This is a genomic window from Burkholderia sp. PvR073 (assembly GCF_054055695.1).
Window position 1 is genome coordinate 66,048 of record NZ_JBSRXO010000013.1, and the last position, 26,300, is coordinate 92,347.

Here is a 26,300-nt window from a genome sequence, read left to right on the forward strand (position 1 = left end):
CACGCGCGATAACCCATACCAAGATCCCGATGAGAGAACAACACCCTTCCAGGCCGTGGCTGACGATTCTGCTGGCCGTCGTCAATACCGTGATATTCGTGCTGATGTGGCGACAGGCGTCGTACGGTTCGCTATCGAACGCGCTGCTGCTCGACTGGGGCGCGAACTTCGCGCCGTACACGCTCACCGGGCAGCCGTGGCGGCTGCTGACCAGCGCATTCCTGCACGGCAGCTGGACACATCTCGCGCTGAACATGTACATGCTGGTCGTGCTCGGCACCGTGCTCGAACGCGCAGGTGGCACGCTCCGGTTCGGCGTCGCGTACCTTTTGTCCGCGCTCGGCGGCTCGCTGCTGAGCGCGCTCTGGCATGGCTATCACGAAGTCGGCAGCACCACCTTTGCGTTCGGCGTCGCGCTGGCGTCCAGCGGGATCCGGCCGGTCGTGAGTGTCGGTGCGTCTGGCGCGCTGATGGGACTGGCGGGCGCGGCCGCCGCATTCGTGCTGCGACACCGACGCGACAGCGGACGCGATGCGCCGGTCGCCATCAACCTCGGCGCGCTCGGGCAAGTGATCGCGATCAACCTGGTGTCGGGCTTCCTCATCTCCGGCATCGATCAGGCCGCGCATCTCGGCGGCGTAGTCGTCGGATTCATCGCCGGCTGGCTGATGTACGGGGCCGGCCGCTCGATGCGCGTCGCCGTGCCGCTCGTGCTCGCGGTGCTCGGCAGCGCGGCGATGTTGTTCGCGGCGCAGCGGGCGGGCAGTGAGGAACTGCAAGGCTGGCGTGACGCGACCCACCGCGACATCGAGCGCGACGCCGCGAAGCGCAAGGCGCAACAGCAGGCGGCCGCGATTGCCGAGCAGATCCGCGACGACGAGCAACATCGTCCGACGCCCGTGTCGGCCGAGCAGGCGTCAGGCACCGTCGTACCCGTCGGCAAGTGGCCGTACGCGATGGTGCTGGGCGCATCAGGCAAACGCCTGTACGTGACCGACAACGACCGGAACACGCTCGTCGTCGTCGACGTCGAGCGGCAGGCGGTCGTGCGCACGATCGCAGGCGAGCCGTTCGCGACGGGACTCGACGGCTGCCCAGGTAACATGTGCCGCGGCCGCGGCGCGAGCGGCGTGTACGTGAGCCCCGACGAGCGCTACGCGTATGTTGCGTCGATGCGCGAGAGCGGCCTCGCGCGCATCGACCTGAACAGCGGTGCGATCGTCGATGGCGTGACGCTCGGACGGTTCCCGCGCGCGATCGTCGCGTCCGCGTCCAACGACAGGCTGTACGTGCTGAACAGCGTCGACGACACGATTTCCGTCGTCAGTCTCGCGCACTGGCCGCAGGTCATCGCGACGCTGCGGCTCGGCGATCACGATGCATCGGGCGTGGAGTTTGGCCGTGCGCTGTCGATGTGGCTGTCGCCCGACGGTCGGCGGCTGTATGCGTATGCAATGCAGAAGGGCGCGATCGTCGCGTTTGATACGGCGACGAACGCGCCGGTAGAGACCTATCCGGTCGATTCGGATTTCATCCAGGCACAGCCTGGCGAGAAGGGCGCGGGCATCTGGATCTACAACAAGTCGTCGGTTCAGTGGCGAGATGCGTCGAGCCTTGCCGTACGCGACAGTTATCCGGTCTGCCAGGAGTCGATGCACAGCTTCGACGGCAGCGGCGACGGTTCGCTGATCGCCGTGACCGGCTATGACGACAAGCCGATGCGCGTGATCAAGACCGCCACGCGCCGCACCGTGGGCGAGTTTCCGGTCGCGGGCGGCGTGTCGCAGGTCCTCTTCGCGCCGGATCACAAGACGTTGTTCGCGCTCGGCGCAGCGGGCACGCTCTCGTTCCTGCGCATGGACCGTTCGCTCGATTACCTGCAGGACGGCGGTGACGGCGAGTTCCTGTGCGCAGCGTCCGCGGCCGGCACCGACGACGACGGTAGCGAATGACCGTGAGTGCGGGTGCGTGCCGCGCGAGCGCGCGTCATCACGAAACCCGCAGAGCAAAGCACCATTTGTTGGTTCGGAATCGCCGCACGCGCTGATACGTTAGCGGCTTCGCGACGACACACCACGTCGCGACGTTCCTCGAACCGGGCCGCCGCGCGATCCGCGGCGGCCTTCATAACAAATCAGGTCGTGCTCATGAAAATCCACACTCTCGCCACGTGGCTCGTCGGGGCCGCACTCGTCACGGCAGGCACGGTCGCGCACGCGGACCGGCTCGACGACATCAGGAAGGCCGGCGTGCTGCGCGTCGCGACCTTCGACAGCAATCCGCCGTTCGGCTATGTCGACGGCAAGAGCAATCACATCGTCGGCCTCGACGTCGACTATGCGAAGGCGCTGGCCGACAAGCTCGGCGTGAAGCTGCAACTGCAGCCGACCAACCCCGCGAACCGCATTCCGTTCCTGACCTCCGGCAAGGTCGACCTGGTGCTCGCGAACTTCACGATTACCGACGAGCGCGCGAAGCAGGTCGACTTCAGCATCCCGTACTTCTCGTCGGGCCAGCAGTTTCTCGCGAAGAAGGGCGTGCTGAAATCGGCCGACCAGTTGAACAGCCTGCGCGTCGGCGCGGACAAGGGCACGACGAACGAGATCACGCTGCGCGAGAAGTATCCGAAGGCGACGATCGTCGCGTACGACGACACGCCGTTCGCGTTCGCCGCGCTGCGCGCCGGCAACGTGCAGGCGATCACGCAGGACGGACCGAAGCTGATCGGCCTGCTCGCGAACGTGCCCGACAAGCAGAACTACGAGATTCCGGCGTTCACGATCTCGAACGACTACATGGGCGTCGGCGTGCCGAAGGGCGAGACGCGCCTGCTCGGCTTCGTGAACGACACGCTGAAGGGGCTCGAGGCGAACGGCCGCGCGGGACAGATCTACGACGCGTGGTTCGGGCCGGCGACGAAGACGCCGCTCACGCGCATCTTCCGGATCGGCGACCGGACCTGAATTGCGCGCCGGGTGCGCCACCTGCGCCGCGATCCGCCGCCGGCTGTGCCGGTCTGCGCGGGGCGCGGCGCCTTCCGCTTGCTTCCGTCTCCTTTCGCCTTTTTCGATCGCGCGCGTCGCGACCGCACACAACAGCATGCTCGGCTTGGCTCCCAAATATCTGTCCTGGCTCTGGCAGGGCTTCCTGCTCACGCTCGGCCTCGCGGCCGCGTCGGCACTCGCCGCGACCGTCGGCGGGCTGCTGCTCGCCGTCATGCGGCATGCACGCGGCAGGGCAGTGCGCACGGTAGCGGCCGGCTACGTCGTCGCGTTCCGCAATACGCCGCTGCTCGTGCAATTGCTGTTCTGGTACTTCGGCGTCGCGTCGTTGCTGCCCGATACGTGGATCACGTGGTTGAATACGCGCCATGAACTGAGCGCGGGCCCGCTCACGCTCGCGTGGCCGTCGTTCGAGTTCGTCGCCGGCTGGGTCGGCTTGAGCGCCTATACGGCCGCGTTCGTCGCCGAGGAATGCGAAGCCGGGCTGCGCGGCGTGCGCCGTGCGCAACACGACGCGGCCGCGGCGCTCGGCCTCACGCCGATGCAGTCGCTGCGCTACGTGGTGCTGCCGCAGGCCGTGCGCATCGCGCTGCCGCCTCTGTTCGGCCAATACATGAATCTCGTGAAGAACTCGTCGCTCGCGATGGCGATCGGCGTCGCCGAGCTGTCGTATGCGTCGCGGCAGGTCGAGACGGAGACATTCAAGACCTTTGCCGCGTTCGGTGTCGCGACCGTGCTGTACGTCGCCGCGGTGGCCGCGATCGAGGCCGGCGCCTACGCGGCCACGCAATGGCGCGACCGGCTCGCGGCGGGGCGTTGACGATGGATGTCTCGCTGCTGCTCGACAACCTGCCGTACCTGCTCGTCGGCGCGTTCCCGGACGGCCCGCTCGGCGGCGCCGCGCTGTCGCTCGTGCTGGCGATCGCGTCGGCTGTCGCGTCGGCGGGGCTGGGGGTGGCGCTCGGCGTCGCGATGGCGCTCGCGCGCGGCCCGCTGCGCGTGCTGCTGCTCGCGTTCATCGGCTTCTTTCGCGCGATTCCGGTGCTGATGCTGATCTTCTGGACGTACTTCCTGCTGCCGATGCTGCTGCACGTGGATGTGCCGGGGCTCGCGACGGTCGTGTGTGCGCTGGCGCTGATCGGTGGCGCGTATCTCGCGCATGCGGTGCATGCGGGCATCGTCGCGGCCGGCGACGGGCAATGGCAGGCCGGGCTGTCGCTCGGGCTCACGCGCTGGCAGACGGTGCGCTATGTGCTGCTGCCGCAGGCGATCCGGATCATGACGCCGTCGTTCGTCAACCAGTGGGTCGCGCTCGTGAAGGACACGTCGCTCGCATATATCGTGGGTGTGCCGGAACTGTCGTTCGTCGCGACGCAGGTGAACAACCGGCTGATGGTGTACCCGGCGCCGATCTTCCTGTTCGTCGCGGCGCTTTACCTGGTGCTGTGCACGTCGCTCGACGGCGCGGCACGCTGGCTGCTGTCACGTCGCCCGCGTGCGGCGCGCATCGCGCAGGCCGCGGCCGAACGCACGGAACCCGTGCGGTGACGGCGGGCCGCGTCGCTGCTGCGCGCGCGGCGACGGGCGTGGCGGTGTGCTTCGGCGCGTTGGCGCGTTGGCGTCAGGACGCGCTGTAGTGCGTATTGAAGACCGCGCGCAGCGTTGACGAGTCGGTCGCGAAGTCGCCCCACAGCGGGCCGTCGTTTTGCGCGAACGCGAACGGCGACGTATTGATCGACGCGAGGCGGAAGCGCCATTGCGCGGCTTCCTGGCGGAACGCGGTGAGCTGCATGTCGGACAGGCCCGTCTGCGCGTTCGCGAGCGTGACGAGCGGATCGACCGGATCGTTCGCGACGCGCACCTCGAAGTGCAGGTGCGGGCCGGTGGCCGCGCCGGTCATGCCGACCGAGCCGATGCGCTGGCCTTGTTTCACGGTTTCACCCGTCTTCAGCCCGCGCGCATACGCGGACAGATGGGCGTAGTAGGTCGAATAGCCGTCCGCGTGATCGACGATCACGTAGTGGCCATAGCCGCCCGGATCGGTGCCGACGAACGACACGACGCCATCGGCCGCCGCGTTGACGGGCGTGCCGGACGGCGCGGCGAGATCGACGCCCGTATGGAACGCCATCGCCTGCGACAGCGGGTGGACGCGTTCGCCGAAGAACGAGCTGATGCGCGTCCACTTGACGGGCATCGTGAACGCGGCCGCCTCGAGCGGCGCGCCGTCGAGCGTGTAGTACGCGCCGTGGTCGGCGCCCGGTGCGCGGAACCAGATCGCACCGAACGTGCGGCCCGCGACGCGCAGCTCGAGCGCGGTGAGGTGCGGCGTGCCGTTGTTCGTGTCGTACGCGACGCGGTAGTAGTCGCCGCGCTGCGCGCTGGCGCGCATCGCGACCTTGCCCGTGACGAGATCGCCGAGCTGGATGCGCACCTCGGGCGGCACGTCGAGACGGTTCAGCGTATCGGAGAGCGTGAGCTCGATGTCGCCGGCGCGCGTCCCGTGCTGGTTTTCGGGCGCCGCGAACTGGAACAGGCTCGCATAGCCGAGCATGTCGTTGCGGTGCGCGCTGAGTGGCGCGAACAGGCCGGGTTGCGCGCTGCGGTCGCTATGTTCGTTGAGTTCGTTGCGCTCGCCGAGCGTGCGCGCGAGCTCGCTCGTCACGAAATGCTGCGCGGTGGGAAACGGCGTGTCGGACAGCACGCGCTGCGGCAGCGCGGCCGTGCCCGAATCGACGGCGCCCGGCAGTTGCGAGACGGCGGGCAGCGCGGCGGCGAGACCGAAGGCGGCGAGGGCGCCGAGCACGGCGGCCGGCACGAGCGCGCGCACGAGGCGCTGCGCGCGCCCGGGCGCGAAAGCATCAGGAGTTGCGGCAGGCTTGACCAAAAGTGTCCACATCCAGGAAAACGGTTCAAAGAGGTGTGGGCAGGAGCCATCGGCGGCACATCCGTCGGGTGACGACGGGGCGGGCGACGGGCGTGCAACAAAACAGGCCCCGCCAGGGGCCTGTGTCGTTTCCGTTCGACCCAACTTGCGGGGTGCCCGCTTCGAACGGCGGCGTGAGCTTTCCGGGTCGAACCCGGATTATCACGAAGACGCTAAAGAAAGATGACAGCGTCAGTCTACCGATGTTCCGCGAAATGTTAAAAATTTTAAAGAGGGTCAGCGTATTCGTTTCGCACTGCGGTAAATCGGGTTAAATCAGCATTTATTGCGCGACTTTTCGTCAGACAGGCAATTTTTGCGTGCGCACGCGCAGTGCGCTGGAGGTCCTGACCGCGTCGAAACCGGCGTCGAGCATCGCTTCCGCGTCGTTCCACAGATTGCCGCGCAGGCGGTTGGTCCAGATCATCGACGCGAACACGCCTTCGAGCAGCGACACGAGATGGACGGCCGCGAGGTGCACGTCGAGATCGGCGGCGATTTCGCCGGCCGCGATCGCGCGGCGCAGCAGCGCCTTCGTGATGCGCAGCATCTGCAGCTCGAGCAGCATGCGGCGCCGCTGCAGCGCGCCGTTCTCCTCGCTCTGCTCGCACTTCGTATAGAGGATCACCAGCACGCGCTGCATCGGGCCCGGCTCTCCGCATTGCTGCAGGTAGTGCGACGCCGCGCGGCGCAGCGTGGCGAACGCGGGCAGGCTGTCGACCGCGTCGAAGCCTTCCGAGGTCCGTGCGAACGCGCGGTCGCACAGCGCGAGACACACTTCCATCTTGTTGCGGTAGTGGCCGTAGACGGCGCCCCGCGACATCCCGGCGGCCTCGGCGAGGTCCGCCATCGCGGTTTGCGCGACGCCTTTTTCGAGCAGGACGAGCTCGGCGGCGTCGAGGATCCGGTGCTTGATGGCGAGCGATTCTTCCCGGGTCTTGCGGGCCATGGCGTGAATTTCCTTACAGTTTGCTGTCGTTTTATTGAGACAGTATGGCGGTCGAATGGCAACCGCATGTATTTAATCAGTCGTGACTGATTATAATCGGCCACCCTGAGCCGCCGCATTGTATCGGCGGCGAACGATCCGAGGTCACACATGAATAACAAACGCTCCCTGGGGCGCCGCCTCCGGTTGGCGCCCGTCGCGCTCGCGGCCATGCTGGCCGTGGCCGGATGCGGAAAGGGCGACAAGGACAAGGCGCCGGAGGCCATTCAGAACGCGACGGTCGTGACGGTGCGTCCGACGGCCGTGCCGATGACCGTCGAATTGCCGGGCCGGCTCGACGCGTATCGGCAAGCGCAGGTGCGCGCACGGGTCGCGGGCATCGTCACCGCGCGGACTTACGAGGAAGGCCAGGAAGTGACGCAGGGCGCGGTGCTGTTCCGCATCGATCCCGCGCCGCTGAAGGCCGCGCGCGATGCCGCGCAGGGCGCGCTCGCGAAGGCGCAGGCCGCCGCGCTCGCGGCGAGCGACAAGCGCCGCCGTTACGACGACCTGGTGCGCGACCGCGCGGTCAGCGAGCGCGATCACACCGAGGCCGTTGCCGACGACACGCGGGCGAAGGCCGATGTCGCTTCCGCGAAGGCCGAACTCGCACGCGCGCAACTGCAGCTCGACTATGCGACCGTCACCGCGCCGATTTCGGGCCGCGCACGACGCGCGCTCGTCACCGAAGGCGCGCTCGTCGGCCAGGACCAGGCGACGCCGCTCACGACCGTCGAGCAGCTCGATCCGATCTACGTGAATTTCTCGCAGCCGGCGGCCGACGTCGACGCGTTGCGTCGCGCGGTGAAGAGCGGGCACGCGACGGGGATCGCGCAGCACGACGTCACGGTGACGCTGCGGCGCGCCGACGGCACCGCGTATCCACTGAAGGGCAAGCTGCTGTTCAGCGATCTCGCGGTCGATCCGACCACCGATACCGTCGCGATGCGCGCGCTGTTCCCCAACCCCGAGCGCGAGCTGCTGCCGGGCGCGTATGTGCGGATCGCGCTCGACGCGGCCGTCGACCAGCGGGCGATCCTCGTGCCGCGCGATGCGCTGCTGCGCACGGCCGAGCGCACGTCGGTGCGCGTGGTCGGCACGAACGGCAAGGTGAAGGACGTCGAGGTCGTCGCCGACCAGATGAGCGGACGCGACTGGCGCGTCACGCGCGGGCTGGCAGGCGGCGAGCGCGTGATCGTCGACAACGCCGCGCAGTTCGCGCCCGATACCGCCGTCAAGCCCGTCGAGCAGGCATCGCCGACGAAGGCCGCGTCACCCGCGGCCGCCCGTCAAACCTGACCGGTTCAATAGACCAACATGGCACGTTTCTTCATCGATCGCCCCGTCTTCGCGTGGGTGATCGCACTCTTCATCATGCTCGGCGGTGCGTTCGCGATCCGCGCGCTGCCCGTGGCGCAATACCCGGACATCGCGCCGCCCGTCGTCAGCATCTATGCAACGTACCCCGGCGCGTCCGCGCGGGTCGTCGAGGAATCGGTGACCGCGCTGATCGAGCGCGAAATGAACGGCGCGCCGGGGCTGCTGTATACGTCCGCGACGAGCAGCGCCGGGGCCGCGTCGCTGTACCTGACGTTCAAGCAGGGCGTCAACGCGGATCTCGCGGCCGTCGAAGTGCAGAACCGGCTGAAGACGGTCGAGGCGCGCCTGCCTGAACCGGTGCGGCGCGACGGCATCCAGGTCGAGAAGGCCGCGGACAACATCCAGCTCGTCGTGTCGCTGACGTCGGACGACGGCCGGATGACCGACGTGCAGCTCGGCGAATACGCGTCGGCGAACGTCGTGCAGGCGCTGCGCCGCGTCGACGGCGTCGGCAAGGTGCAGTTCTGGGGCGCCGAATACGCGATGCGGATCTGGCCCGACCCGGTGAAGCTGGCCGGTCACGGCCTCACCGCGTCGGACATCGCATCGGCCGTGCGCGCGCACAACGCGCGCGTGACGGTCGGCGACATCGGCCGCAGCGCGGTGCCGGACAGCGCGCCGATCGCGGCGACCGTGTTCGCCGATGCGCCGCTGAAGACGCCGGCCGATTTCGGCGCGATCGCGCTGCGCACGCAGCCGGACGGCTCCGCGCTCCACCTGCGCGACGTCGCGCGCATCGAGTTCGGCGGCAACGACTACAACTATCCGTCTTACGTGAACGGCAAGGTCGCGACCGGCATGGGCATCAAGCTCGCGCCGGGCTCGAACGCGGTGTCCACCGAGAAGCGCGTGCGCGCGACGATGGACGAGCTGTCCGCGTATTTCCCGCCGGGCGTGAAGTACCAGATCCCGTACGAGACGTCGTCGTTCGTGCGCGTGTCGATGAACAAGGTCGTCACGACGCTGATCGAGGCCGGCGTGCTGGTGTTCCTCGTGATGTTCCTGTTCATGCAGAACCTGCGCGCGACGCTGATTCCGACGCTCGTCGTGCCGGTCGCGCTCGCGGGCACGTTCGGCGTGATGTACGCGGCCGGCTTCTCGATCAACGTGCTGACGATGTTCGGGATGGTGCTCGCGATCGGCATCCTCGTCGACGATGCGATCGTCGTCGTCGAGAACGTCGAGCGGCTGATGGTCGAGGAGGGCCTCGCGCCCTACGACGCGACCGTCAAGGCGATGCAGCAGATCAGCGGCGCGATCATCGGGATCACCGTGGTGCTGACGTCGGTGTTCGTGCCGATGGCGTTCTTCGGCGGCGCGGTGGGCAACATCTACCGGCAGTTCGCGCTGTCGCTCGCGGTGTCGATCGGCTTCTCGGCGTTTCTCGCGCTGTCGCTCACGCCCGCGCTGTGCGCGACGCTGCTCAAGCCGGTGTCCGGCGACCATCACGAGAAGCGCGGCTTCTTCGGCTGGTTCAACGGTTTCGTCGCGCGTTCGACGCAGCGTTATGCGACGCGCGTCGGCGCGATGCTGAAGAAGCCGCTGCGCTGGCTGGTCGTGTACGGCGCGCTGACCGCGGCCGCGGCGCTAATGCTCACGCAATTGCCGAGCGCGTTCCTGCCCGACGAGGACCAGGGCAACTTCATGGTGATGGTGATCCGGCCGCAGGGCACGCCGCTCGCGGAAACGATGCAGAGCGTGCGCGAGGTCGAATCGTATATTCGCCGCGACGAGCCGGCCGCGTACACGTTCGCGCTCGGCGGCTTCAACCTGTACGGCGAAGGGCCGAACGGCGGGATGATCTTCGTCACGCTGAAGAACTGGAACGAACGCAAGGCCGAGCGCGATCACGTGCAGGCGATCGTCGCGCGCATCAACGAGCGCTTCGCGGGCACGGCGAACACCACGGTGTTCGCGATGAACTCGCCGGCGCTGCCCGATCTCGGCTCGACGAACGGCTTCGACTTCCGGCTGCAGAACCGCAGCGGGCTCGACTACGCCGCGTTCAGCGCCGCGCGCGAGCAACTGCTCGCGGCGGGCGGCAAGGATCCGGCGCTCACCGATGTGATGTTCGCCGGCACGCAGGACGCGCCGCAGCTGAAGCTCGATATCGATCGCGCGAAGGCGTCGGCGCTCGGCGTGTCGATGGACGAGATCAACACGACGCTCGCGGTGATGTTCGGCTCCGACTATATCGGCGACTTCATGCACGGCACGCAGGTGCGCCGCGTGATCGTGCAGGCCGACGGGCTGCACCGGCTCGATCCGGCCGACGTGAAGAAGCTGCGCGTGCGCAACGCGGGCGGCGAGATGGTGCCGCTCGCGGCGTTCGCGACGCTGCACTGGACGCTCGGGCCGCCGCAGCTCACGCGCTACAACGGCTATCCGTCGTTCACGATCAACGGCTCGGCCGCGCCCGGCCACAGCAGCGGCGAAGCGATGGCCGCGATCGAGCGGCTCGCCGCGAAGCTGCCGGCCGGCATCGGTCACGCGTGGTCGGGGCAGTCGTTCGAGGAGCGGCTGTCGGGCGCGCAGGCGCCGATGCTGTTCGCGCTGTCGGTGCTCGTCGTGTTCCTCGCGCTCGCGGCGCTGTACGAGAGCTGGTCGATCCCGTTCGCGGTGATGCTGGTCGTCCCGCTCGGCGTGATCGGCGCGGTGCTCGGCGTCACGCTGCGCGCAATGCCGAACGACATCTATTTCAAGGTGGGGCTGATCGCGACGATCGGGTTGTCCGCGAAGAACGCGATCCTGATCGTCGAGGTCGCGAAGGACCTGGTCGCGCAGCGCATGTCGCTCGTCGACGCCGCGCTCGAGGCCGCACGCCTGCGGCTGCGGCCGATCGTGATGACGTCGCTCGCGTTCGGCGTCGGCGTGCTGCCGCTCGCGTTCGCGTCGGGCGCCGCATCCGGCGCGCAGATGGCGATCGGCACCGGCGTGCTCGGCGGCATGATCACGGCGACGGTGCTCGCGGTGTTCCTCGTCCCGCTGTTTTTCGTGATCGTCGGCCGCCTGTTCGACGTCGGCCCGCGCCGGCGCGGCGGATCGCAGCCGGCGACGATGGAGGGTTCGCAGTGATGTTTGCATTGAAAGCATGCGCCGCACCGAGGCTTCAGCTCGCGCTGGCCGCGGCGCTCGCGCTCGCGGGCTGCTCGCTCGCGCCGCGTTACGAGCGGCCGGCGGCGCCGGTGCCGGCCAGCTATGCGACGGTCGATGCCGACACGCAGCAGGGTGCCGGGCCGGCTGCGGTGGCCGACGCCGCGCTGCTCGACGACTGGCGCGCGTATTTCACCGATCCGGCGCTGCAGGCGTGGATCAATGCCGCGCTCGCGAACAATCGCGACCTGCGGATCGCGGCCGGCCGGCTCGACGAAGCACGTGCGCTGTACGGCGTGCAGCGCGCGGACCTGATGCCGTCGGTCGACGCGAACCTCGGCTACGAACGCACGCGCCAGTACGATCCGGTCGTGCGCGAAAGCGCGGTGAGCGGGCTGTATCGCGCGGGTGTCGGCGTCAGCGCGTACGAGCTCGACCTGTTCGGCCGCGTGCGCAACCTGTCCGATGCGGCGCTCGCCGAGTATTTCGCGACGGCCGACGCGCAGCGCACGGTGCGCATCGGCGTGATTGCCGAAGTCGCGGGGGCGTACGTGTCGGAGCGATCGTTGCACGAGCAACTGGCGCTGGCACAGCGCACGCTCGACGCGCGCGAGCGCATCGCCGCGCTCACCCAGCGCCGCTACGCGGCCGGCACGAGCGACGCGATCGAACTGCGTTCGGCCGAGATGCTGGTCGCGTCCGCACGGGCATCGCAGGCCGCGCTGCAGCGCGAGCATGCGCAATCGGTGCGCGCGCTGCAATTGCTCGCCGGCGATTTCGCGCGCAACGTGCCTGCCGACGGCACCGCGCTCGACACGCTCGCGATCGCGCCGGTGGCGCCCGGCGCGCCGAGCGCGCTGCTCGAACGGCGGCCGGACATCCGGCAGGCCGAGTCGCGGCTCAAGGCCGCGAACGCGCAGATCGGCGCCGCGCGCGCGGCATTCTTCCCGCGCGTCGCGCTGACCACCGACTACGGCTCGGTCAGCGATGCGTTCTCGAGCCTGTTCGCGGGCGGCACGAGCGTATGGACGTTCGCGCCGCGCATCACGCTGCCGATTTTCGCGGGCGGTCGCAATCGCGCGAATCTCGACGTCGCGAATGCGCGCAAGCACATCGCGGTCGCCGAGTACGAGAAGACCGTGCAGACCGCGTTCCGCGAAGTGGCCGACGCATTCGCCGCGCGCGACTGGATCGATCGCCAGCTCGCCGCGCAGCAGGACGTCTACGCGGCCGACGGCGCGCGCCTGAAACTCGCCGAGCGCCGCTATGCGGGCGGCGTCGCGACGTATCTCGAACTGCTCGACGCGCAGCGTAGCACGTACGAGTCCGGGCATGAGCTGATCCGGCTCAAGGCGCTGCGGCTCGCGAATGCGATTGCGCTGTATCGCGCGCTGGGCGGTGGCTGGGCGCCGGCCACGGCAGGCGAAGCTGCCGCGTGATGGCTTGACCGGGGCCGGCCAGGTGGCGGCGGCGCATTGCGATGCGTTGCCGCTGTCCCGGTCGGTGTTACTACTGTCGGGTCACCGACCGCGATCGACGATGCGTGCATGCGCGCGTCGTCGACTCCGTTTTTCCTCCACGCAGTCGGGTTGAAGGGCCGCCTTCCACTCGACTCGCATCCCGGCGACCGATCGTGTCGCCGCCGGCCTCCGATCGCGCCGGACTTCCTCCTGATTCGACTCCATCCAGTGCCGCGCATGTCGTCCTGGCGCACGGCTTTATGCGTCGCTTTAATCCCGGGTTGACGATTCGATTAATTCGCGCATTGGGAACAATAAGGGGCGACAAAGTGTCGCGGTAAAACGTTTGTGCGAATTTCGCAATCGTTTGCGCGAAAGTTTCGCGGTGTTGAATATCGACCGTTAATTTCCTGTCAGTTGAAAATCGTCGAATGTTTTCGTTGCGATCGGACAACGGTGGCGGGATCGGACAGAGTTTTGTCATTTCGTATCCGGTATCTGGAAAGTCCTTGTCCAGCAAGGAGAAGCGGGGATATTTCAATCCAGAAAAGGAATTGTCTTTAATTTTCAGTCGGTTCCGGAAACTAAAAAAGGACTGCGGACGAAAATGTTGGGATTGAGAATCGGCGGGAAGTAGTCGGTTTAAAAATACGTAAAACGAAGATTGTCATTGAGATTTGACAATGATTTACAGAATTCTTTCACCCGTATCTCGATAATGCCGCCTCGTGACGGACGGGAGCCAACCACATGCTGCCTTTTGTATCCGCCACGTCGTCTGTTCCCTTTGCAATTCTCACGGAAAACGTCATGAAAAAATCCCTCCTGAGCGCGGTCGCACTCGCAGCCCTGTCCACCTCGGCCTTCGCAGCGGGCACCGGCACGATCAACTTCACGGGCGAGATCGTCGCGGGCGCATGCGGCATCGATTCGAACTCCGTCAACCAGACCGTGCAGCTCGGCAAGGTGCCGACCAACAAGTTCAAGCAAGCCGGCGACAAGTCGGACGCGGTGTCGTTCGACATCAAGCTGACGGACTGCGACACCAGCATCGCGCAGAACGCGTACTTCACGTTCACGGGCACGTCGAGCGCGGGCCAGCCGAAGCTGCTCGCGACGATCGGTTCGGCAACCAATGTGGGCATCCGCCTGCAGGCCGCGTCGGGTGAATACCTCGACAACGGCGCCGAACAGAAGGCGCCGACCCTGCTGCAAAACGGCACGAACGTCGCACGCTTCGCGGCGATGTACGAAGCCACGGCCGCCGGCGTGACGCCGGGTACGGCCGACGGCGTCGCGAACTTCACGGTCCGCTACCAGTAAGCGGCCGTGCCGGAGAAGGGGTGTGCACACCCCTTCTCCGTCTTCCTTGCCTTCACGTCTCTACTTCCTCGGATTTCCGGTAGCGCCGCGTGCGAATCAGACATTCCTTCCTTTGCGTCTCCGTGCTGGTCGTCGGCAGCCCGAGCCATGCGACGGAATTCAATTCGTCGTTCCTCGACATCGACGGCACCAGCAATGTCGACCTGTCGCAGTTCTCGCAGCCCGACTTCACGCTGCCGGGCGAGTACATGCTCGACGTGCAGGTCAACGACCTGTTCTACGGGCTCCAGGCGATCCAGTTCATCGCACTCGATGCATCGGGCGCGGGCAAGCCGTGCCTGCCGCCGGAACTCGTCGCGCGGTTCGGGCTGAAGCCGTCGCTCGCGAAGGACCTGCCGCGCTTGCAGGGCGGACGTTGCGTCGATCTCGGCGCGATCGAGGGCGCGACCGTGCGTTACCTGAAGAGCGACGGACGGCTGAAGATCACGATTCCGCAGGCCGCGCTCGAATTCACCGATTCGACCTACCTGCCGCCGTCGAGCTGGTCCGACGGGATTCCGGGCGTGATGCTCGACTATCGCGTGATCGCGAACACGAACCGCAACTTCGGTTCGGACGGCGGACAGACGAATTCGATCCAGGCCTACGGAACGATCGGCGCGAACTGGGATGCATGGCGCTTTCGCGGCGACTACCAGGCGCAGTCGAACGTGGGCAACACGGCCTACGCGGACCGCACGTTCCGCTTCAGCCGGCTTTATGCGTTTCGCGCGCTGCCGTCGATCCAGTCGACGGTGACGTTCGGCGACGACTACCTGAGCTCGGACATTTTTGACACGTTCGCGCTGACGGGGGCGTCGATCCGCAGCGACGATCGCATGCTGCCGCCTTCGCTGCGCGGCTATGCGCCGCTGATCTCGGGCGTCGCGCGCACCAACGCGACCGTGACCGTGTCGCAGGCGGGCCGCGTGCTGTACGTGACGCGCGTGTCGCCGGGTGCGTTCGCGCTGCAGAACATCAACACGAGCGTGCAGGGCACGCTCGACGTCACGGTCGACGAGGAAGACGGCAGCGTGCAGCGCTTCCAGGTGACGACGGCCGCCGTGCCGTTCCTCGCCCGTACCGGACAGCTGCGCTACAAGGCCGCCATCGGCAAGCCGCGGCAATTCGGCGGCGCCGGCATCACGCCGTTCTTCGGGTTCGGCGAGGCCGCGTATGGGTTGCCGTTCGACATCACGTTGTACGGCGGCTTCATCGCAGCCTCCGGCTATACGTCGATCGCACTGGGCGTCGGCCGCGATTTCGGCACGTTCGGCGCGGTATCGGCCGATGTCACGCATGCGCGTGCGCACCTGTGGTGGAACGGCGCGACGCGCAACGGCAACTCGTATCGCATCAATTATTCGAAGCACTTCGACGGCCTCGACGCGGACGTGCGCTTCTTCGGCTATCGCTTCTCCGAACGCGAGTACACGAACTTCGCGCAGTTCTCGGGCGACCCGACCGCATACGGTCTCGCCAACAGCAAGCAACGCTACTCGGCGACGATGTCGAAGCGCTTCGGCGACACGTCGACCTATTTCTCGTACGACCAGACGACCTACTGGGCCCGCGCGTCGGAGCAGCGCGTCGGCCTCACGCTCACGCGCGCGTTCTCGATCGGCGTATTGCGCAACCTGAACGTCAGCGTGTCGGCGTTCCGCACGCAAAGCGCGGGCGCGAGCGGCAACCAGTTCTCGGTGACCGCGACGCTGCCGCTCGGCGGCCGCCACACGGTCACGTCGAACCTGACGACGGGCAGCGGCAGCACGAGCGCGAACGCGGGCTACATCTACGACGATCCGGCCGGCCGCACGTACCAGATCAACGCGGGCGCGACCGACGGCCGCGCGTCGGCGAACGCGAGCTTCCGCCAGCGCACGTCGACCTACCAGCTGAGCGCGCAGGCGTCGACGCTCGCCAACGCGTATGCGGCCGCGTCGCTCGAAGTCGACGGCTCGCTCGTCGCGACGCAGTACGGCGTGTCCGCGCATGCGAACGGCAACGCGGGCGATACGCGCTTGCTGGTATCGACCGACGGCGTGCCCGACGTGCCGCTGTCCGGCACGCTCACGCATACCGACTCGCGCGGCTATGCGGTGCTCGACGGGATCTCGCCGTACAACGTGTACGACGCGACCGTCAACGTCGAGAAGCTGCCGCTCGAGGTACAGGTGTCGAACCCGATCCAGCGCATGGTGCTGACCGACGGCGCGATCGGTTTCGTGAAGTTCTCCGCCGCGCGCGGCAGCAACCTGTACCTGACGCTGACCGATGCGGGCGGCAAGCCGCTGCCGTTCGGCGCATCCGTGCAGGACGCGGCGAACGGCAAGGAGCTCGGCATCGTTGGCGAAGCCGGCGCCGCGTTCCTGACCCAGGTGCAGCCGAAATCCGCGCTGGTGGTGCGTGCAGGCGAACGCACGCTCTGCGCGGTGAACGCACTGCCGAACCAGCTTCAACTCGAAGGCACGCCGATTCCGGTGACGTGCCAGCCGCCCGGCGAGTCGCATGCAGCGGCCGCACGGGTCGACCGATGATTTCACGGATCCCGCATGAACCCTGTTTTCTCTCTTTCCTTCCCGCGCCGCGCATCGTGCATGCTGGCCGTGGCCAGCGCGCTGCTCGCAAGCGCCGCGCACGCGGCGATCGTGCCGGACCGCACACGCGTGATCTTCAACGAAGGCGAACCGGCCGCGATCGTCACGATCACCAACAAGAGCACGACGTATCCGTATCTCGTGCAGTCGTGGCTCGAGGACACGCGCGGCAACAAGATCACGTCGCCGCTGATGGTCGTGCCGCCGCTGCAGCGCGTCGAGGCGAACGAGCGCAACGTGCTGCGCATCGCGAAGCTGCCGGGGGCCGCGCTGCCGGCCGATCGCGAATCGGTGTTCTATCTGAACATCCGCGAAGTGCCGCCGAAGACCGATACGCCGAACACGCTACAGATCGCGCTGCATACGCAGATGAAGCTGTTCTATCGGCCGAAGGGCGTGCAGCCGGCGCGTGACGAGGACTGGACGTTGCCGATGACGCTGCGCGTCGACGCGGCCGCGCACCGGCTCGTGTTCGACAATCCGACGCCGTACCACGTGACGGTGGTCGACGTGACGGCGGGCGCGCAGAAGACGCCGGTGCCGATCGAGCCCGTGATGGTGGGCCCGATGAGCACGGCCGACGTGCCGTTCAAGGTCGCGACGCCGTCGACGCTGTTCATCACGCATATCGACGATTACGGCGGCCAGGTGGCGGTCGAATATGCGTGTGATGCGGGGGCTTGCAAGAGCGTGAAGCGATGAGCGGCGCAATGCATGAACGGCCCATGCCGGCGCAATGGTTGCGCTGGATCGTGCTCGCATTGCTGGTCGTGGCGGCGCAGCCCGCGTGGGCGTTGCGGTGCCTGACCAACAGCGGCGCGACCTCGCTGACCGAGCCGATCGGCGGCGTGGCGTCGTATCCGACCGATGCGCCGGACGGTTACGTGATCTGGGTCTCTCCGGTGCGCACGACGTCGGGGTATTGCTACAAGGACCTCGGTGACGCCGGCAGCCTGAAAGTCGTCGACAACATCTATTTCTACGCGAACCCGAATCGCACGGACCCGGCCGCATGGGGGCTCGAGATCGGCATCCGCTACCGGGGCATCGACTATTTCGACAAGACGAGCAATCGCGGCGGCGGCGTGTTTACCGGCTATTCGGTGCCGCCGTGCAGCAGATACGATTTCGATCGCGGGCGTTGTCAGCAGACCCGAATCAGCATCGACTATCAGGTCGTCGTGCGCAAGAAGGGCAACTGGGTCCAGCCGCCGAGCGATATCTACACGGTCTTCCAGTTCGACGGCGAGTTCGGGCTGAATGCGTACAACCCGAGCTTCCAGTACCGGTTGAGCGGCCTGCGCAACCTCAAGCCGACGCCGTGTTTCGTCGACGTGCTCGTCACGCCCGAACCGGGCGTTGTCAACTTCGGACAGGTGCAGGCGGCGGGTAACGGCTTCATGCCGGCGGTGCCGCGCAAGCGGTTCTCGTTGTCATTGACCAAGAAATGCAACGTCGCGGTGCGGGTCGACGGGTATTTCGAAACGAGCTTTCCGGTTCAGAACGGGTTGCTGGTGCCGGCGAAGGACAGCAATTTCGGTATTGGCATCGAGGACAGCCAGGGCAAGGCCATTCCGTTCAATCAGCAGTTCACACTGGCGCAGTTCGCGTCCAACGTGATGAATCAAAGCGTGTTGATGGACGCGGTGCTGAAATCGTTCGGTCCGCCGAAGATCGGGCGATTCGATGCGACCGCAACGATCCGGTTGTTCATCTACTGACGTGACGTGCCACCTGCACGCGATGAAAAAAGCGCCGGCATGCCGGCGCTTCTTGCTCAACCGCGCGGTGCGATGCTCAACGCACCCAGCGGCACACCTTGTGATGGTGATGCTCGAAGTGGCACACGCGGTGCGGATGCGCTTCGGCGATGGCCGGCACGAGCACGGCGGCGGCAACGGCCGCGGCGGTCAGGGTTTTCAGTAGCGTCTTCATGTCGAGGTCCTGTCGTTCGGTGTCGGGGCACGGGAGGGGAAGGCATTACCACTGCGGGCGCTGGTCGTCGCGGCGCTCGTCCCTGCGATCGTCACGGCGCTCGTCGCGACGGTCGTCCCGGCGATCGTCATAACCGCGCGGATGCCGCGCTTCCCAGTCGTGGCGCTCCCAGTAGCGTTGTCCGTCCCAGTAGCGATCGCCATGCCAGCCGATCGTCACTTCAGCCGGGCCAGGGTAGGCGACGCAACCGGTCAGCATCACGCTCGACAGCGCGCCAACCATGACAGCGGATAACACGATGGATTTCATGTCGTTCTCCCTTGGAAACAGCAATTCGATCGTACGAGCCCCCAAAATTTCGCGTGGTAATAAGTTGCTACGGCACATGACAGCCGTAGGCTTTTAGTCAAACCGATGAAAGCTTGTGCCATCGCCATCCACGCGGTGTGCGTCGCGCGATCGCGCCGTGCGCGCGGCACGGTGGCGTGCACGGCATGGATGCGGGGCCGCTTCCGGCATCGGGCCTCTTCCTTTCACGCGGAAAGCTAGCTGAATGCAGCGGCATCCGTGACTCCCGGTCCGTCCGCCAAAACGCCGATCCCATCGATTGATCAGACAAATCCGGAGAACCGAAAGGGGTATTTGGTAATCGGATTGAGAATGATTTGCGTTTACGTTAAATTGTCTTATCTCGGAATTCGACGGAGCAGATCGATGGCAATGGCGGAAGTGCTCGAACGCCCGGCAGCGGCAACGGCGAACCCGTTCCTCGGCGGTTATCCGGACCTGCCGTCGCGCCCCGCGCCGCGTGCGCGTCGTGCCGCGGAGCCGCATGCGCAGGGCGCGCTGCTCGACGTGCTGATTGCCCATCGCGCGATGCTCGTCAACGTTGCGCGCGGCTTCGTCGGCTGCGCGAGCCGCGCCGAGGACGTCGTCCACGACGTATTCGTGAAGCTCGTCGAATTCCCGAACCAGGACGCGGTGCGCCAGCCGGTCGCGTACGTGACGCGGATGGTGCGCAACGCATCGATCGACGCGTGCCGCCGGCAAAGCCTCGAGAACGTCTATCACACGGAAGAGGACGACGGCTTCGACGTGCCGTCGCCGGAACCGACGCCCGAGGCCGCGCTGATGACGCGCGACACGCTGCGCCGCGTGTGGGCCGCGCTCGACGACCTGCCGGCGCGCAGCCGCGCGGCGTTCGAGATGGTGCGGCTGCGCGAGGAGACGCTGCAGACCGCGGCGCGCGCGTTGAACGTGTCGCAGACGCTGGTGCATTTCATGGTGCGCGACGCGGAGCGGCACTGCGCGGAGTGTCTCGACGCGTGCCATCGCGGCGTCGCGTGTCCGGTGTTTCTCGGCGGTCGCGCGCGGCGCCGGTAAAAAATCGCGCCGGCCAATCGTCTTCAAGACAGGAGCGGCCGATTCGACAGTTCGCCGCTTCGCTTCCTTCAACCGTCTCCCGCTTTTTTCCGATCATGACGCAAGCCACGACGCCTTCCGCCGACACCGACGACCTGGTCTACACGGTCGTCATCAACGACGAAGAACAGTATTCGATCTGGCCGACGTTCCGGCCCGTGCCGGCCGGCTGGCGCGAGGTCGGCGTGCGCGGCCCGAAGGCCGACTGCCTCGCGCACATCGAGACGGTCTGGACCGACATGCGCCCCGCGAGCCTGCGCCGCGCGATGGACGGCGAGCGCGCGACGCGCGCGTCGTGACCCGTTGCGCCGCGCTGGCGGCGCGCCACCTGAAGAGGACGTTGCATGACCCTGCTTTCGTTGCCGACGCTCGACGACCTGCGTATCGAGCCGGGGCTGCCCACCGTCGTGTCGCCGCGCAGCGCCGACGGCATGTCGATCGACGAAGTCGCGCCGCTGGCGCGTGCCATCGCGGCCGACACGCTCGAACGGGCGGGCGGTGTGCTGTTCACGGGCTTTCACGTGCCGTCGATCGATGCGTTCCAGCAGTTCGCGGCATCGTTCGGCGATCCGCTGATCGGCTATGAATACGCGTCGACGCCGCGCAGCCAGGTCGAAGGCGCCGTCTACACGTCGACCGAATACCCGCCGCACCGCGCGATTCCGCTGCACAACGAGCAGTCGTACACACGCGAGTGGCCGCTGCGGATCTGGTTCCATTGCGCGCTCGCGGCGCCGAAGGGCGGGGCGACGCCGATTGCCGACAGCCGCGCGGTCTATCGCGCGCTCGATCCGGCGCTCGTCGCGCGCTTCGAGCAGCGCGAGCTGCTGTACGTGCGCAATTTCGGCCAGGGGCTCGACCTGCCGTGGCAGCAGTCGTTCGGCACCGACGAGCCGGCCGAGGTCGAGCGGATGTGCGCGGCGCGCGGGATCGAATGCACCTGGCGCACCGACGACGACGGCGAACTGCTGCTGCGCACACGCGAACGCTGCCAGGCCGTCGCGCGCCATCCGCGCACCGGCGACCGGGTGTGGTTCAACCAGGCAAACCTGTTTCACCTGTCCGCGCTCGACGACGACATGCAGGAAGCGCTCGTCGATGCGGTCGGGCTCGAGAACGTGCCGCGCAACGTGTACTACGGCGACGGCGCGCCGCTCGAGGCCGACGCGCTCGCGGAAATCCGCGGGGTGCTCGAGCGCCAGCGCATCGTGTTCCCGTGGCGCACGGGCGACGTGCTGATGCTCGACAACATGCTGACCGCGCATGCGCGCGATCCGTTCGAAGGGCCGCGCAAGGTGGTCGTGGCGATGGCGCAGAGCTACACGGTCCCGCGCGCGACCGAACGGAGGACCGATGACGCGTAGTACCGCCGCGCTTGCCGCGCGCGGATTGACGGTGGGTTATCGCGACCATGTCGTGATCGACGGGCTGGACCTGTCGATCGCGGCCGGCCGCGTAACGGCGCTGTGCGGCCCGAACGGCTGCGGCAAGAGCACGCTGCTGCGTACGCTCGCGGGCCTGCAGCCCGCGCGTGCGGGTCACGTCGACGTGAACGGCCGGCCGCTCGCGTCGTTTCGCCGTCGCGCGCTCGCGCGCGAGCTCACGATGCTCGCGCAGTTCAACCAGATCCCGTCGGGGCTGACCGTGCGCGAGCTCGTCGCGTACGGACGCTACGCGTATGGCGGCTTCCTGCGCGGGCTGTCGCGTGCCGACCATGCGGCGATCGACGAGGCGCTCGACACAAGCGGCCTCGCCGGCGATGCCGAGCGTGACGTCGGCGCGCTGTCGGGCGGCGAGCGCCAGCGTGCGTGGATCGCGATGGCGCTCGCGCAGCAGGCGCCGATCGTGCTGCTCGACGAGCCGACGACCTATCTCGACATCCATCACCAGCTCGACATCCTCGACGCGCTGCGCGCGCTGAACCGCGCGCGCGGGCTGACGATCGTGTGGGTCCTGCACGACCTGAACCAGGCGGCCGCGTACAGCGACGAGATCGTGCTGATGCGGGCCGGCCGCCTCGTCGCGCAGGGTTCGCCCGACGCGATGCTGGAGCCGGCGCAGTTGCGCGCCGCGTTCGGCGTCGACATGCTGAAGCTCGCGCATCCCCAGACGGGCGCGCCGATGTGCGTGCCGGCCTACGGGCCGCCGGCGTCCGGCACGCCGCACGCGTTCGAGCACGCGGTCGACCGGGATATCGCCGTATGACGACGGTCGCGGTGCGCAAGCGGCTCGCGGCGAGCGGGCAGCGCACGGTATCCGGCCGCCGCGCCGGTGCGATCGCGCTCGGCCTCGTCGTGCTGATCGCCGTGCTGGCGGTGCTGCGCGTCGCGCCGGACCTGCGCGTGTGGTGGGGCGCCGTGCCGGGCAGCGACGCCGCCGCGCTCGCGGGCGTGTTCCTGTTCGATCTCAACCTGCCGCGCGTCGCGGCCGCGCTCGTCGCGGGCGGCTGTCTCGGCATTGCGGGCGCGCTGTTCCAGTCGCTCACGCGCAACCCGCTCGCGTCGCCCGACCTGCTCGGCGTGACGGGCGGCGCGCAGCTCGGCCTGCTCGCGGCGATGCTGGTGCCGGCGCTCGCCGGGGTCGCATCGGTGCCGCTGCTGTTCGTCTGCGGACTGATCGCCGCCGCATGCGCGATCGTCGCGGCCGGCGGCTGGCGCGCGACGCCGCTGAGGCTCGTGCTCGCGGGCAGCGTCTGCATGCTGCTGTTCGCGGCGCTGTCGACGCTCGTGCTCGCGTTCTTCGAGCAGAACATCGCAGGCGCCGCGCTGTGGACCAACGGTAGTCTCTATCAACCAGGCGCGACCGGGCTCGCGCTCGCCGCGCGCTGGCTCGTTGTGCCGCTGGTCGCGCTGCCGTTCGTGATCCGGCCGCTGAATCCGCTCGCGCTCGGCGACGAGGCGGCGGCCGCGGCCGGCGTGCGTGTCGATGCGACGCGGCTCGCCGCGACGATCGTCGCGGTCGCGTTCACGAGCGTCGCGGTCAGTATCGCGGGCCCGCTGTCGTACGTCGGGCTCGTCGCGCCGAACCTGCTGCGCCAGGTGCGCGGGGCCCGCGCGGCGCGGCTCGGCGTACTGGTGCCGCTGTCGGCGCTCGCGGGCGGTGCGCTCGTGCTGGTCACCGACAGCGCGGTGCTCGCGTCGGGCCTCGACGCGACGCTGTCGACGGGTGTCGCGATCGCGCTCGTCGGCACGCCGCTGATGCTCGCGATGATCCGGCGCGGCGCCGCGTGGTCGGGTGTGCTGCATGCGCAAGCCGAACGCGCGGCCGGCAGCGGCTCGACGCGCTTGGTCGGCTGGCTCGAAGGGCTCGGCTGGCCGCTGCGCACCGTGCTGTTCGTCGCGGCTGGCGTGCTCGCGGTGTTCGTCGGCGTGTCGGCCGGCCCCGAATGGTTGTCGCCCGCGCGCTGGTCCGCCGCGCTGTCGGGCCACGATGCGCTCGCGCGGATGCTGATCGACCTGCGCATGCCGCGGCTGCTGTGCGCGCTCCTCGCGGGCGCACTGCTGGCCGTGAGCGGCGTCGCGATGCAGAGCGTCGTGCGCAACCCGCTCGCCGGCCCCGAAGTGCTCGGCGTCACGCAGGGCGCGGGGCTCGTCACGTTGTTCGCGTTGTCGACGTGGCCGCTGATGGGCCACGTGACGCTCGCAGTAGCCGCATTGACCGGCGGTGCGCTGTCGCTCGCGATCACGCTCGTGCTGAATCATCGACATCGTTACGCACCGCTCGCGGTCGCGCTGACCGGCATCGCGATCGGCGCGCTGTGGACCACGCTCGCGCAATGGCTGATCACGCAGGAAAGCGTGCAGCCCGCGCGCTTCGTCGTCTGGCTCGTCGGCGGTACCTACGGCCGCAGCTGGGGCGAGGTGTCGATGCTGCTGCCGTGGTGCGTGCTCGCGGTCCCCGTATTCGCCTGGCTCGCGCGGCCGCTCGACATGTTCGCGCTCGGCGACGACCAGGCGGCCGCGCTCGGCCTGCCGGTCGCCGCGTTGCGGCCGCTCGCGCTGACGATCGCGACGCTGGCGGCTTGCGCGGCCGTCGCGGCCGTTGGGCCGGTCGGCTTCATCGGGCTGATGGCGCCGCACGTCGCGACGATGCTCGGCGCACGCCGGCATCGCACGCGGCTGTGGCTCGCGGCCGCCTGCGGTGCGCTGATCCTCGGCCTGGCCGATCTGGCGGCCCGCACGGTCGTCGCGCCGCGCGAAGTGCCGGCCGGCGTGCTGACCGCGCTGATCGGCGCGCCGTACCTGCTCGGGCTGCTGATCGTCGAGGGGCGCCGCGCTCGGCGCATGGGGCGATGACACCGGCGCTCGACGGCGCATGCGCCACGCGCTTCTCCGCGTTCGCGCCGGAACCGTTCGCCGAGCATCTCGACGTCGTATGGCTCGGGATGCCCGACGACACGCACGCGCCGGGCCGGATCGTCGTGCCCGTGAGCGCGCTGCCCGAGCATCGCGACGCGGTGCTCGACGCGATGGTCCGCCACTACGGCGGCGATCCGGCGCAGCATGCGCGCGCGCTGATGTCGCAATGGAGCAAGTACTACTTCGGCCGCGCGGCGCCCGCCGGCGTGGTTGCCGCGCTGACGCTCGGCCGGCCGCTCGACATGGCGCCGGAACGCACGTTCGTCGCGCTCGACGACGGGATGCCGGCCGCGTTGTATTTCGCGCCGGACGCGCTCGGCGCGCCGTGCAGCGATCCCGCGCCGCGCTATGCGGGGCTCGTCGCGCATCTCGGCGCGGTGATCGACCTGCTCGCGGCAATGGGCCGCGTCACGCCGCGCGTGCTGTGGAGCAACGCGGGCAACCTGCTCGACTATCTGCTCGACACGTACCGGTCGCTGCCGTGCGCGGCGGATCCCGTTCGGGATGCGGACTGGCTGTTCGGCGCGTCCTGCGTGCGCGGCGAGTCGAATCCGCTGCGCCTGCCGGTGCGCGATGCCGTGCCGCGCTCGCCGCTGCTGCCGACACCATTTCGCGCGCGCCGCGTGTGCTGCCTGCGCTATGAAATTCCTGGAGAAACGCAACTGTGTGGAAGCTGCCCCCTGCTATTGACGATGGACGACGCGGCGCTGACCGGGCAGGACGCGATCCGGTGACGCGTGCCGGCCGCCGCCATGCGCTCGGCGCACTGGCCGCGCTCGGCGCCGCGTGCTGCGGCGCGCTGGTTGCACCGGCCGTCGCGCTCGCTGACGACGCGCACGGCGGGCCGGGCAGCACGGCCTCGCCACCGGGCCACTCGCTTGCCGGCAACCCCGTCGTATCGCAGGCGAGCGCGACGATGCCCGTGCGGCCGCAACGGGTGGTCGCGCTCGACTTCATGTTCGCGGAAAGCGTGATCGCGCTCGACCTCGTGCCGGTCGGCATGGCCGATACGGCGTTCTATCCGGGCTGGCTCGGCTACGGGAGCGACCGGCTCGCGCACGTGACCGACATCGGCTCGCGCCAGGAGCCGGGGCTCGAGGCGATCGCCGCGGTGAAGCCCGATCTCATCATCGGCGTCGGCTTCCGGCATGCGCCGATCTTCGCCGCGCTCGACCGGATCGCGCCGACGATCCTGTTCCAGTTCAGCCCGAACGTGTCGGAAGACGGCGTGCCCGTCACGCAGCTCGACTGGATGCGGGAGATCTTCCGGACGATCGGCGCCGTCACCGGGCGCGACGCGCGCGCGAAAGCGGTCGACGCGCAACTCGACGCGGGAATCTCCCGCAATGCGGCGCGGCTCAGCGCGGCCGGGCGCAGCGGTGAACGCATCGCACTGCTGCAGGATCTCGGTCTGCCCGACCGCTACTGGGCCTATACGGGCAACAGCACGTCGGCGGGGCTGGCGCGCGCGCTCGGGCTCGAGCCGTGGCCGCGGAAGCCGACGCGGGAAGGCACGCTCTACGTGACGTCCGCCGATTTGCTCCGGCAACGCGATCTCGCGGTGCTGTTCGTCACCGCAACGGGGATGGACGTGCCGCTGTCGTCGAAACTCGATTCGCCGGTGTGGCGTTTCGTGCCCGCGCTGCGCGACCATCGGATCGCGCTCATCGAGCGCAATATCTGGGGGTTTGGCGGGCCGATGTCGGCGCTCAAGCTGGCCGACGTGATGACCGATACGATGCTGAAGCTGCCGGCCGTCGTGCGTTGAACGGCAGCA

General features: G+C 68.2%; 22 protein-coding genes. 18 read left to right on the forward strand and 4 right to left on the reverse strand.

Features of this window, described 5'->3' with window-relative positions; genetic code table 11:
- Positions 1-29 precede the first annotated feature (29 nt).
- From ACVK00_RS29355 to ACVK00_RS29370, 4 genes are all read left to right on the forward strand, one after another.
- Complete coding sequence (locus ACVK00_RS29355) at positions 30-1,952, forward strand: rhomboid family intramembrane serine protease (RefSeq protein WP_354122966.1); 1,923 nt, start codon at positions 30-32, stop codon at positions 1,950-1,952.
- Positions 1,953-2,147: 195 nt separating this feature from the next.
- Positions 2,148-2,963 carry an ABC transporter substrate-binding protein gene (locus ACVK00_RS29360; RefSeq protein ID WP_166724628.1) on the forward strand — a complete coding sequence of 272 codons (816 nt, stop codon included), beginning with the start codon at positions 2,148-2,150 and terminating at the stop codon, positions 2,961-2,963.
- Between the two features lie 136 nt (positions 2,964-3,099).
- On the forward strand, positions 3,100-3,822 hold the full coding sequence (locus tag ACVK00_RS29365) for an amino acid ABC transporter permease (protein WP_284891568.1): 723 nt from the start codon (positions 3,100-3,102) through the stop codon (positions 3,820-3,822).
- A gap of 2 nt (positions 3,823-3,824) precedes the next feature.
- Positions 3,825-4,550 carry an amino acid ABC transporter permease gene (locus tag ACVK00_RS29370; RefSeq protein WP_011656806.1) on the forward strand — a complete coding sequence of 242 codons (726 nt, stop codon included), beginning with the start codon at positions 3,825-3,827 and terminating at the stop codon, positions 4,548-4,550.
- Between the two features lie 73 nt (positions 4,551-4,623).
- Here the strand turns inward: ACVK00_RS29370 and ACVK00_RS29375 are convergent, their stop codons facing one another.
- Entirely contained in the window at positions 4,624-5,889 is a 1,266-nt protein-coding gene (locus ACVK00_RS29375) for a M23 family metallopeptidase (protein ID WP_456826974.1), read from the reverse strand.
- A 340-nt stretch (positions 5,890-6,229) separates the two neighbouring features.
- The gene (locus ACVK00_RS29380) at positions 6,230-6,877 is read right to left on the reverse strand and encodes a TetR family transcriptional regulator (RefSeq protein ID WP_284891566.1); all 648 of its coding nucleotides are present in this window, start codon (positions 6,875-6,877) and stop codon (positions 6,230-6,232) included.
- A 150-nt stretch (positions 6,878-7,027) separates the two neighbouring features.
- On the opposite strand from ACVK00_RS29380, the gene ACVK00_RS29385 reads away from it, so the two are divergent.
- From ACVK00_RS29385 to ACVK00_RS29415, 7 genes are all read left to right on the forward strand, one after another.
- On the forward strand, positions 7,028-8,215 hold the full coding sequence (locus ACVK00_RS29385) for a MexX/AxyX family multidrug efflux RND transporter periplasmic adaptor subunit (RefSeq protein ID WP_284891565.1): 1,188 nt from the start codon (positions 7,028-7,030) through the stop codon (positions 8,213-8,215).
- A gap of 18 nt (positions 8,216-8,233) precedes the next feature.
- Complete coding sequence (locus tag ACVK00_RS29390) at positions 8,234-11,371, forward strand: multidrug efflux RND transporter permease subunit (protein ID WP_284891564.1); 3,138 nt, start codon at positions 8,234-8,236, stop codon at positions 11,369-11,371.
- Positions 11,371-12,828 carry an efflux transporter outer membrane subunit gene (locus tag ACVK00_RS29395; protein ID WP_354122967.1) on the forward strand — a complete coding sequence of 486 codons (1,458 nt, stop codon included), beginning with the start codon at positions 11,371-11,373 and terminating at the stop codon, positions 12,826-12,828. The genes ACVK00_RS29390 and ACVK00_RS29395 overlap by 1 nt, the downstream gene beginning before the upstream one ends.
- Positions 12,829-13,659: 831 nt before the next feature.
- Positions 13,660-14,172, forward strand: coding sequence for a fimbrial protein (locus tag ACVK00_RS29400; RefSeq protein WP_166724622.1), 513 nt, complete (start codon positions 13,660-13,662; stop codon positions 14,170-14,172).
- Positions 14,173-14,261: 89 nt separating this feature from the next.
- On the forward strand, positions 14,262-16,748 hold the full coding sequence (locus tag ACVK00_RS29405) for a fimbria/pilus outer membrane usher protein (protein WP_456826971.1): 2,487 nt from the start codon (positions 14,262-14,264) through the stop codon (positions 16,746-16,748).
- Between the two features lie 15 nt (positions 16,749-16,763).
- Complete coding sequence (locus ACVK00_RS29410; RefSeq protein WP_284891562.1) at positions 16,764-17,510, forward strand: fimbrial biogenesis chaperone; 747 nt, start codon at positions 16,764-16,766, stop codon at positions 17,508-17,510.
- A complete protein-coding gene (locus ACVK00_RS29415) occupies positions 17,507-18,529 on the forward strand; it encodes a fimbrial protein (RefSeq protein ID WP_228907564.1) in 1,023 nt (340 codons plus the stop codon). The genes ACVK00_RS29410 and ACVK00_RS29415 overlap by 4 nt, the downstream gene beginning before the upstream one ends.
- A 76-nt stretch (positions 18,530-18,605) precedes the next feature.
- Here ACVK00_RS29415 and ACVK00_RS29420 read toward each other — a convergent pair whose 3' ends face one another.
- The gene (locus tag ACVK00_RS29420; RefSeq protein ID WP_014897078.1) at positions 18,606-18,743 is read right to left on the reverse strand and encodes an HHHH-motif protein; all 138 of its coding nucleotides are present in this window, start codon (positions 18,741-18,743) and stop codon (positions 18,606-18,608) included.
- 45 nt (positions 18,744-18,788) lie between these two features.
- Positions 18,789-19,052 carry a hypothetical protein gene (locus tag ACVK00_RS29425; protein WP_228907565.1) on the reverse strand — a complete coding sequence of 88 codons (264 nt, stop codon included), beginning with the start codon at positions 19,050-19,052 and terminating at the stop codon, positions 18,789-18,791.
- A gap of 405 nt (positions 19,053-19,457) precedes the next feature.
- Between ACVK00_RS29425 and ACVK00_RS29430 the strand changes: the two genes are divergently transcribed.
- The 7 genes from ACVK00_RS29430 (at position 19,458) to ACVK00_RS29460 (ending at position 26,291) form a co-directional block, all read left to right on the forward strand.
- Positions 19,458-20,126 (forward strand): RNA polymerase factor sigma-70, encoded by a 669-nt coding sequence (locus ACVK00_RS29430; RefSeq protein ID WP_284891561.1) that lies wholly within the window; start codon positions 19,458-19,460, stop codon positions 20,124-20,126.
- Positions 20,127-20,221: 95 nt separating this feature from the next.
- The gene (locus ACVK00_RS29435) at positions 20,222-20,464 is read left to right on the forward strand and encodes an MbtH family protein (protein ID WP_006753776.1); all 243 of its coding nucleotides are present in this window, start codon (positions 20,222-20,224) and stop codon (positions 20,462-20,464) included.
- 45 nt (positions 20,465-20,509) lie between these two features.
- Positions 20,510-21,529, forward strand: coding sequence for a TauD/TfdA family dioxygenase (locus ACVK00_RS29440; RefSeq protein ID WP_175660743.1), 1,020 nt, complete (start codon positions 20,510-20,512; stop codon positions 21,527-21,529).
- The gene (locus ACVK00_RS29445; protein ID WP_165751372.1) at positions 21,519-22,370 is read left to right on the forward strand and encodes an ABC transporter ATP-binding protein; all 852 of its coding nucleotides are present in this window, start codon (positions 21,519-21,521) and stop codon (positions 22,368-22,370) included. The genes ACVK00_RS29440 and ACVK00_RS29445 overlap by 11 nt, the downstream gene beginning before the upstream one ends.
- Positions 22,367-24,460 carry a Fe(3+)-hydroxamate ABC transporter permease FhuB gene (gene fhuB / locus ACVK00_RS29450; protein WP_284891558.1) on the forward strand — a complete coding sequence of 698 codons (2,094 nt, stop codon included), beginning with the start codon at positions 22,367-22,369 and terminating at the stop codon, positions 24,458-24,460. The genes ACVK00_RS29445 and fhuB overlap by 4 nt, the downstream gene beginning before the upstream one ends.
- Complete coding sequence (gene fhuF / locus ACVK00_RS29455; protein WP_228907568.1) at positions 24,457-25,257, forward strand: siderophore-iron reductase FhuF; 801 nt, start codon at positions 24,457-24,459, stop codon at positions 25,255-25,257. Before fhuB ends, fhuF begins: the two co-directional genes overlap by 4 nt.
- The gene (locus tag ACVK00_RS29460) at positions 25,254-26,291 is read left to right on the forward strand and encodes an ABC transporter substrate-binding protein (protein ID WP_284891555.1); all 1,038 of its coding nucleotides are present in this window, start codon (positions 25,254-25,256) and stop codon (positions 26,289-26,291) included. The genes fhuF and ACVK00_RS29460 overlap by 4 nt, the downstream gene beginning before the upstream one ends.
- Positions 26,292-26,300: the final 9 nt, after the last annotated feature.

Coding starts and splice junctions, on each gene's coding strand:
- ACVK00_RS29355 (WP_354122966.1), top strand. CDS start 30: ATGAGAGAACAACACCCTTCCAGGCCGTGGCTGACGATTCTGCTGGCC.
- ACVK00_RS29360 (WP_166724628.1), top strand. CDS start 2,148: ATGAAAATCCACACTCTCGCCACGTGGCTCGTCGGGGCCGCACTCGTC.
- ACVK00_RS29365 (WP_284891568.1), top strand. CDS start 3,100: ATGCTCGGCTTGGCTCCCAAATATCTGTCCTGGCTCTGGCAGGGCTTC.
- ACVK00_RS29370 (WP_011656806.1), top strand. CDS start 3,825: ATGGATGTCTCGCTGCTGCTCGACAACCTGCCGTACCTGCTCGTCGGC.
- ACVK00_RS29380 (WP_284891566.1), bottom strand. CDS start 6,877: ATGGCCCGCAAGACCCGGGAAGAATCGCTCGCCATCAAGCACCGGATC.
- ACVK00_RS29385 (WP_284891565.1), top strand. CDS start 7,028: ATGAATAACAAACGCTCCCTGGGGCGCCGCCTCCGGTTGGCGCCCGTC.
- ACVK00_RS29390 (WP_284891564.1), top strand. CDS start 8,234: ATGGCACGTTTCTTCATCGATCGCCCCGTCTTCGCGTGGGTGATCGCA.
- ACVK00_RS29395 (WP_354122967.1), top strand. CDS start 11,371: ATGTTTGCATTGAAAGCATGCGCCGCACCGAGGCTTCAGCTCGCGCTG.
- ACVK00_RS29400 (WP_166724622.1), top strand. CDS start 13,660: ATGAAAAAATCCCTCCTGAGCGCGGTCGCACTCGCAGCCCTGTCCACC.
- ACVK00_RS29410 (WP_284891562.1), top strand. CDS start 16,764: ATGAACCCTGTTTTCTCTCTTTCCTTCCCGCGCCGCGCATCGTGCATG.
- ACVK00_RS29415 (WP_228907564.1), top strand. CDS start 17,507: ATGAGCGGCGCAATGCATGAACGGCCCATGCCGGCGCAATGGTTGCGC.
- ACVK00_RS29420 (WP_014897078.1), bottom strand. CDS start 18,743: ATGAAGACGCTACTGAAAACCCTGACCGCCGCGGCCGTTGCCGCCGCC.
- ACVK00_RS29425 (WP_228907565.1), bottom strand. CDS start 19,052: ATGAAATCCATCGTGTTATCCGCTGTCATGGTTGGCGCGCTGTCGAGC.
- ACVK00_RS29430 (WP_284891561.1), top strand. CDS start 19,458: ATGGCAATGGCGGAAGTGCTCGAACGCCCGGCAGCGGCAACGGCGAAC.
- ACVK00_RS29435 (WP_006753776.1), top strand. CDS start 20,222: ATGACGCAAGCCACGACGCCTTCCGCCGACACCGACGACCTGGTCTAC.
- ACVK00_RS29440 (WP_175660743.1), top strand. CDS start 20,510: ATGACCCTGCTTTCGTTGCCGACGCTCGACGACCTGCGTATCGAGCCG.
- ACVK00_RS29445 (WP_165751372.1), top strand. CDS start 21,519: ATGACGCGTAGTACCGCCGCGCTTGCCGCGCGCGGATTGACGGTGGGT.
- fhuB (WP_284891558.1), top strand. CDS start 22,367: ATGACGACGGTCGCGGTGCGCAAGCGGCTCGCGGCGAGCGGGCAGCGC.
- fhuF (WP_228907568.1), top strand. CDS start 24,457: ATGACACCGGCGCTCGACGGCGCATGCGCCACGCGCTTCTCCGCGTTC.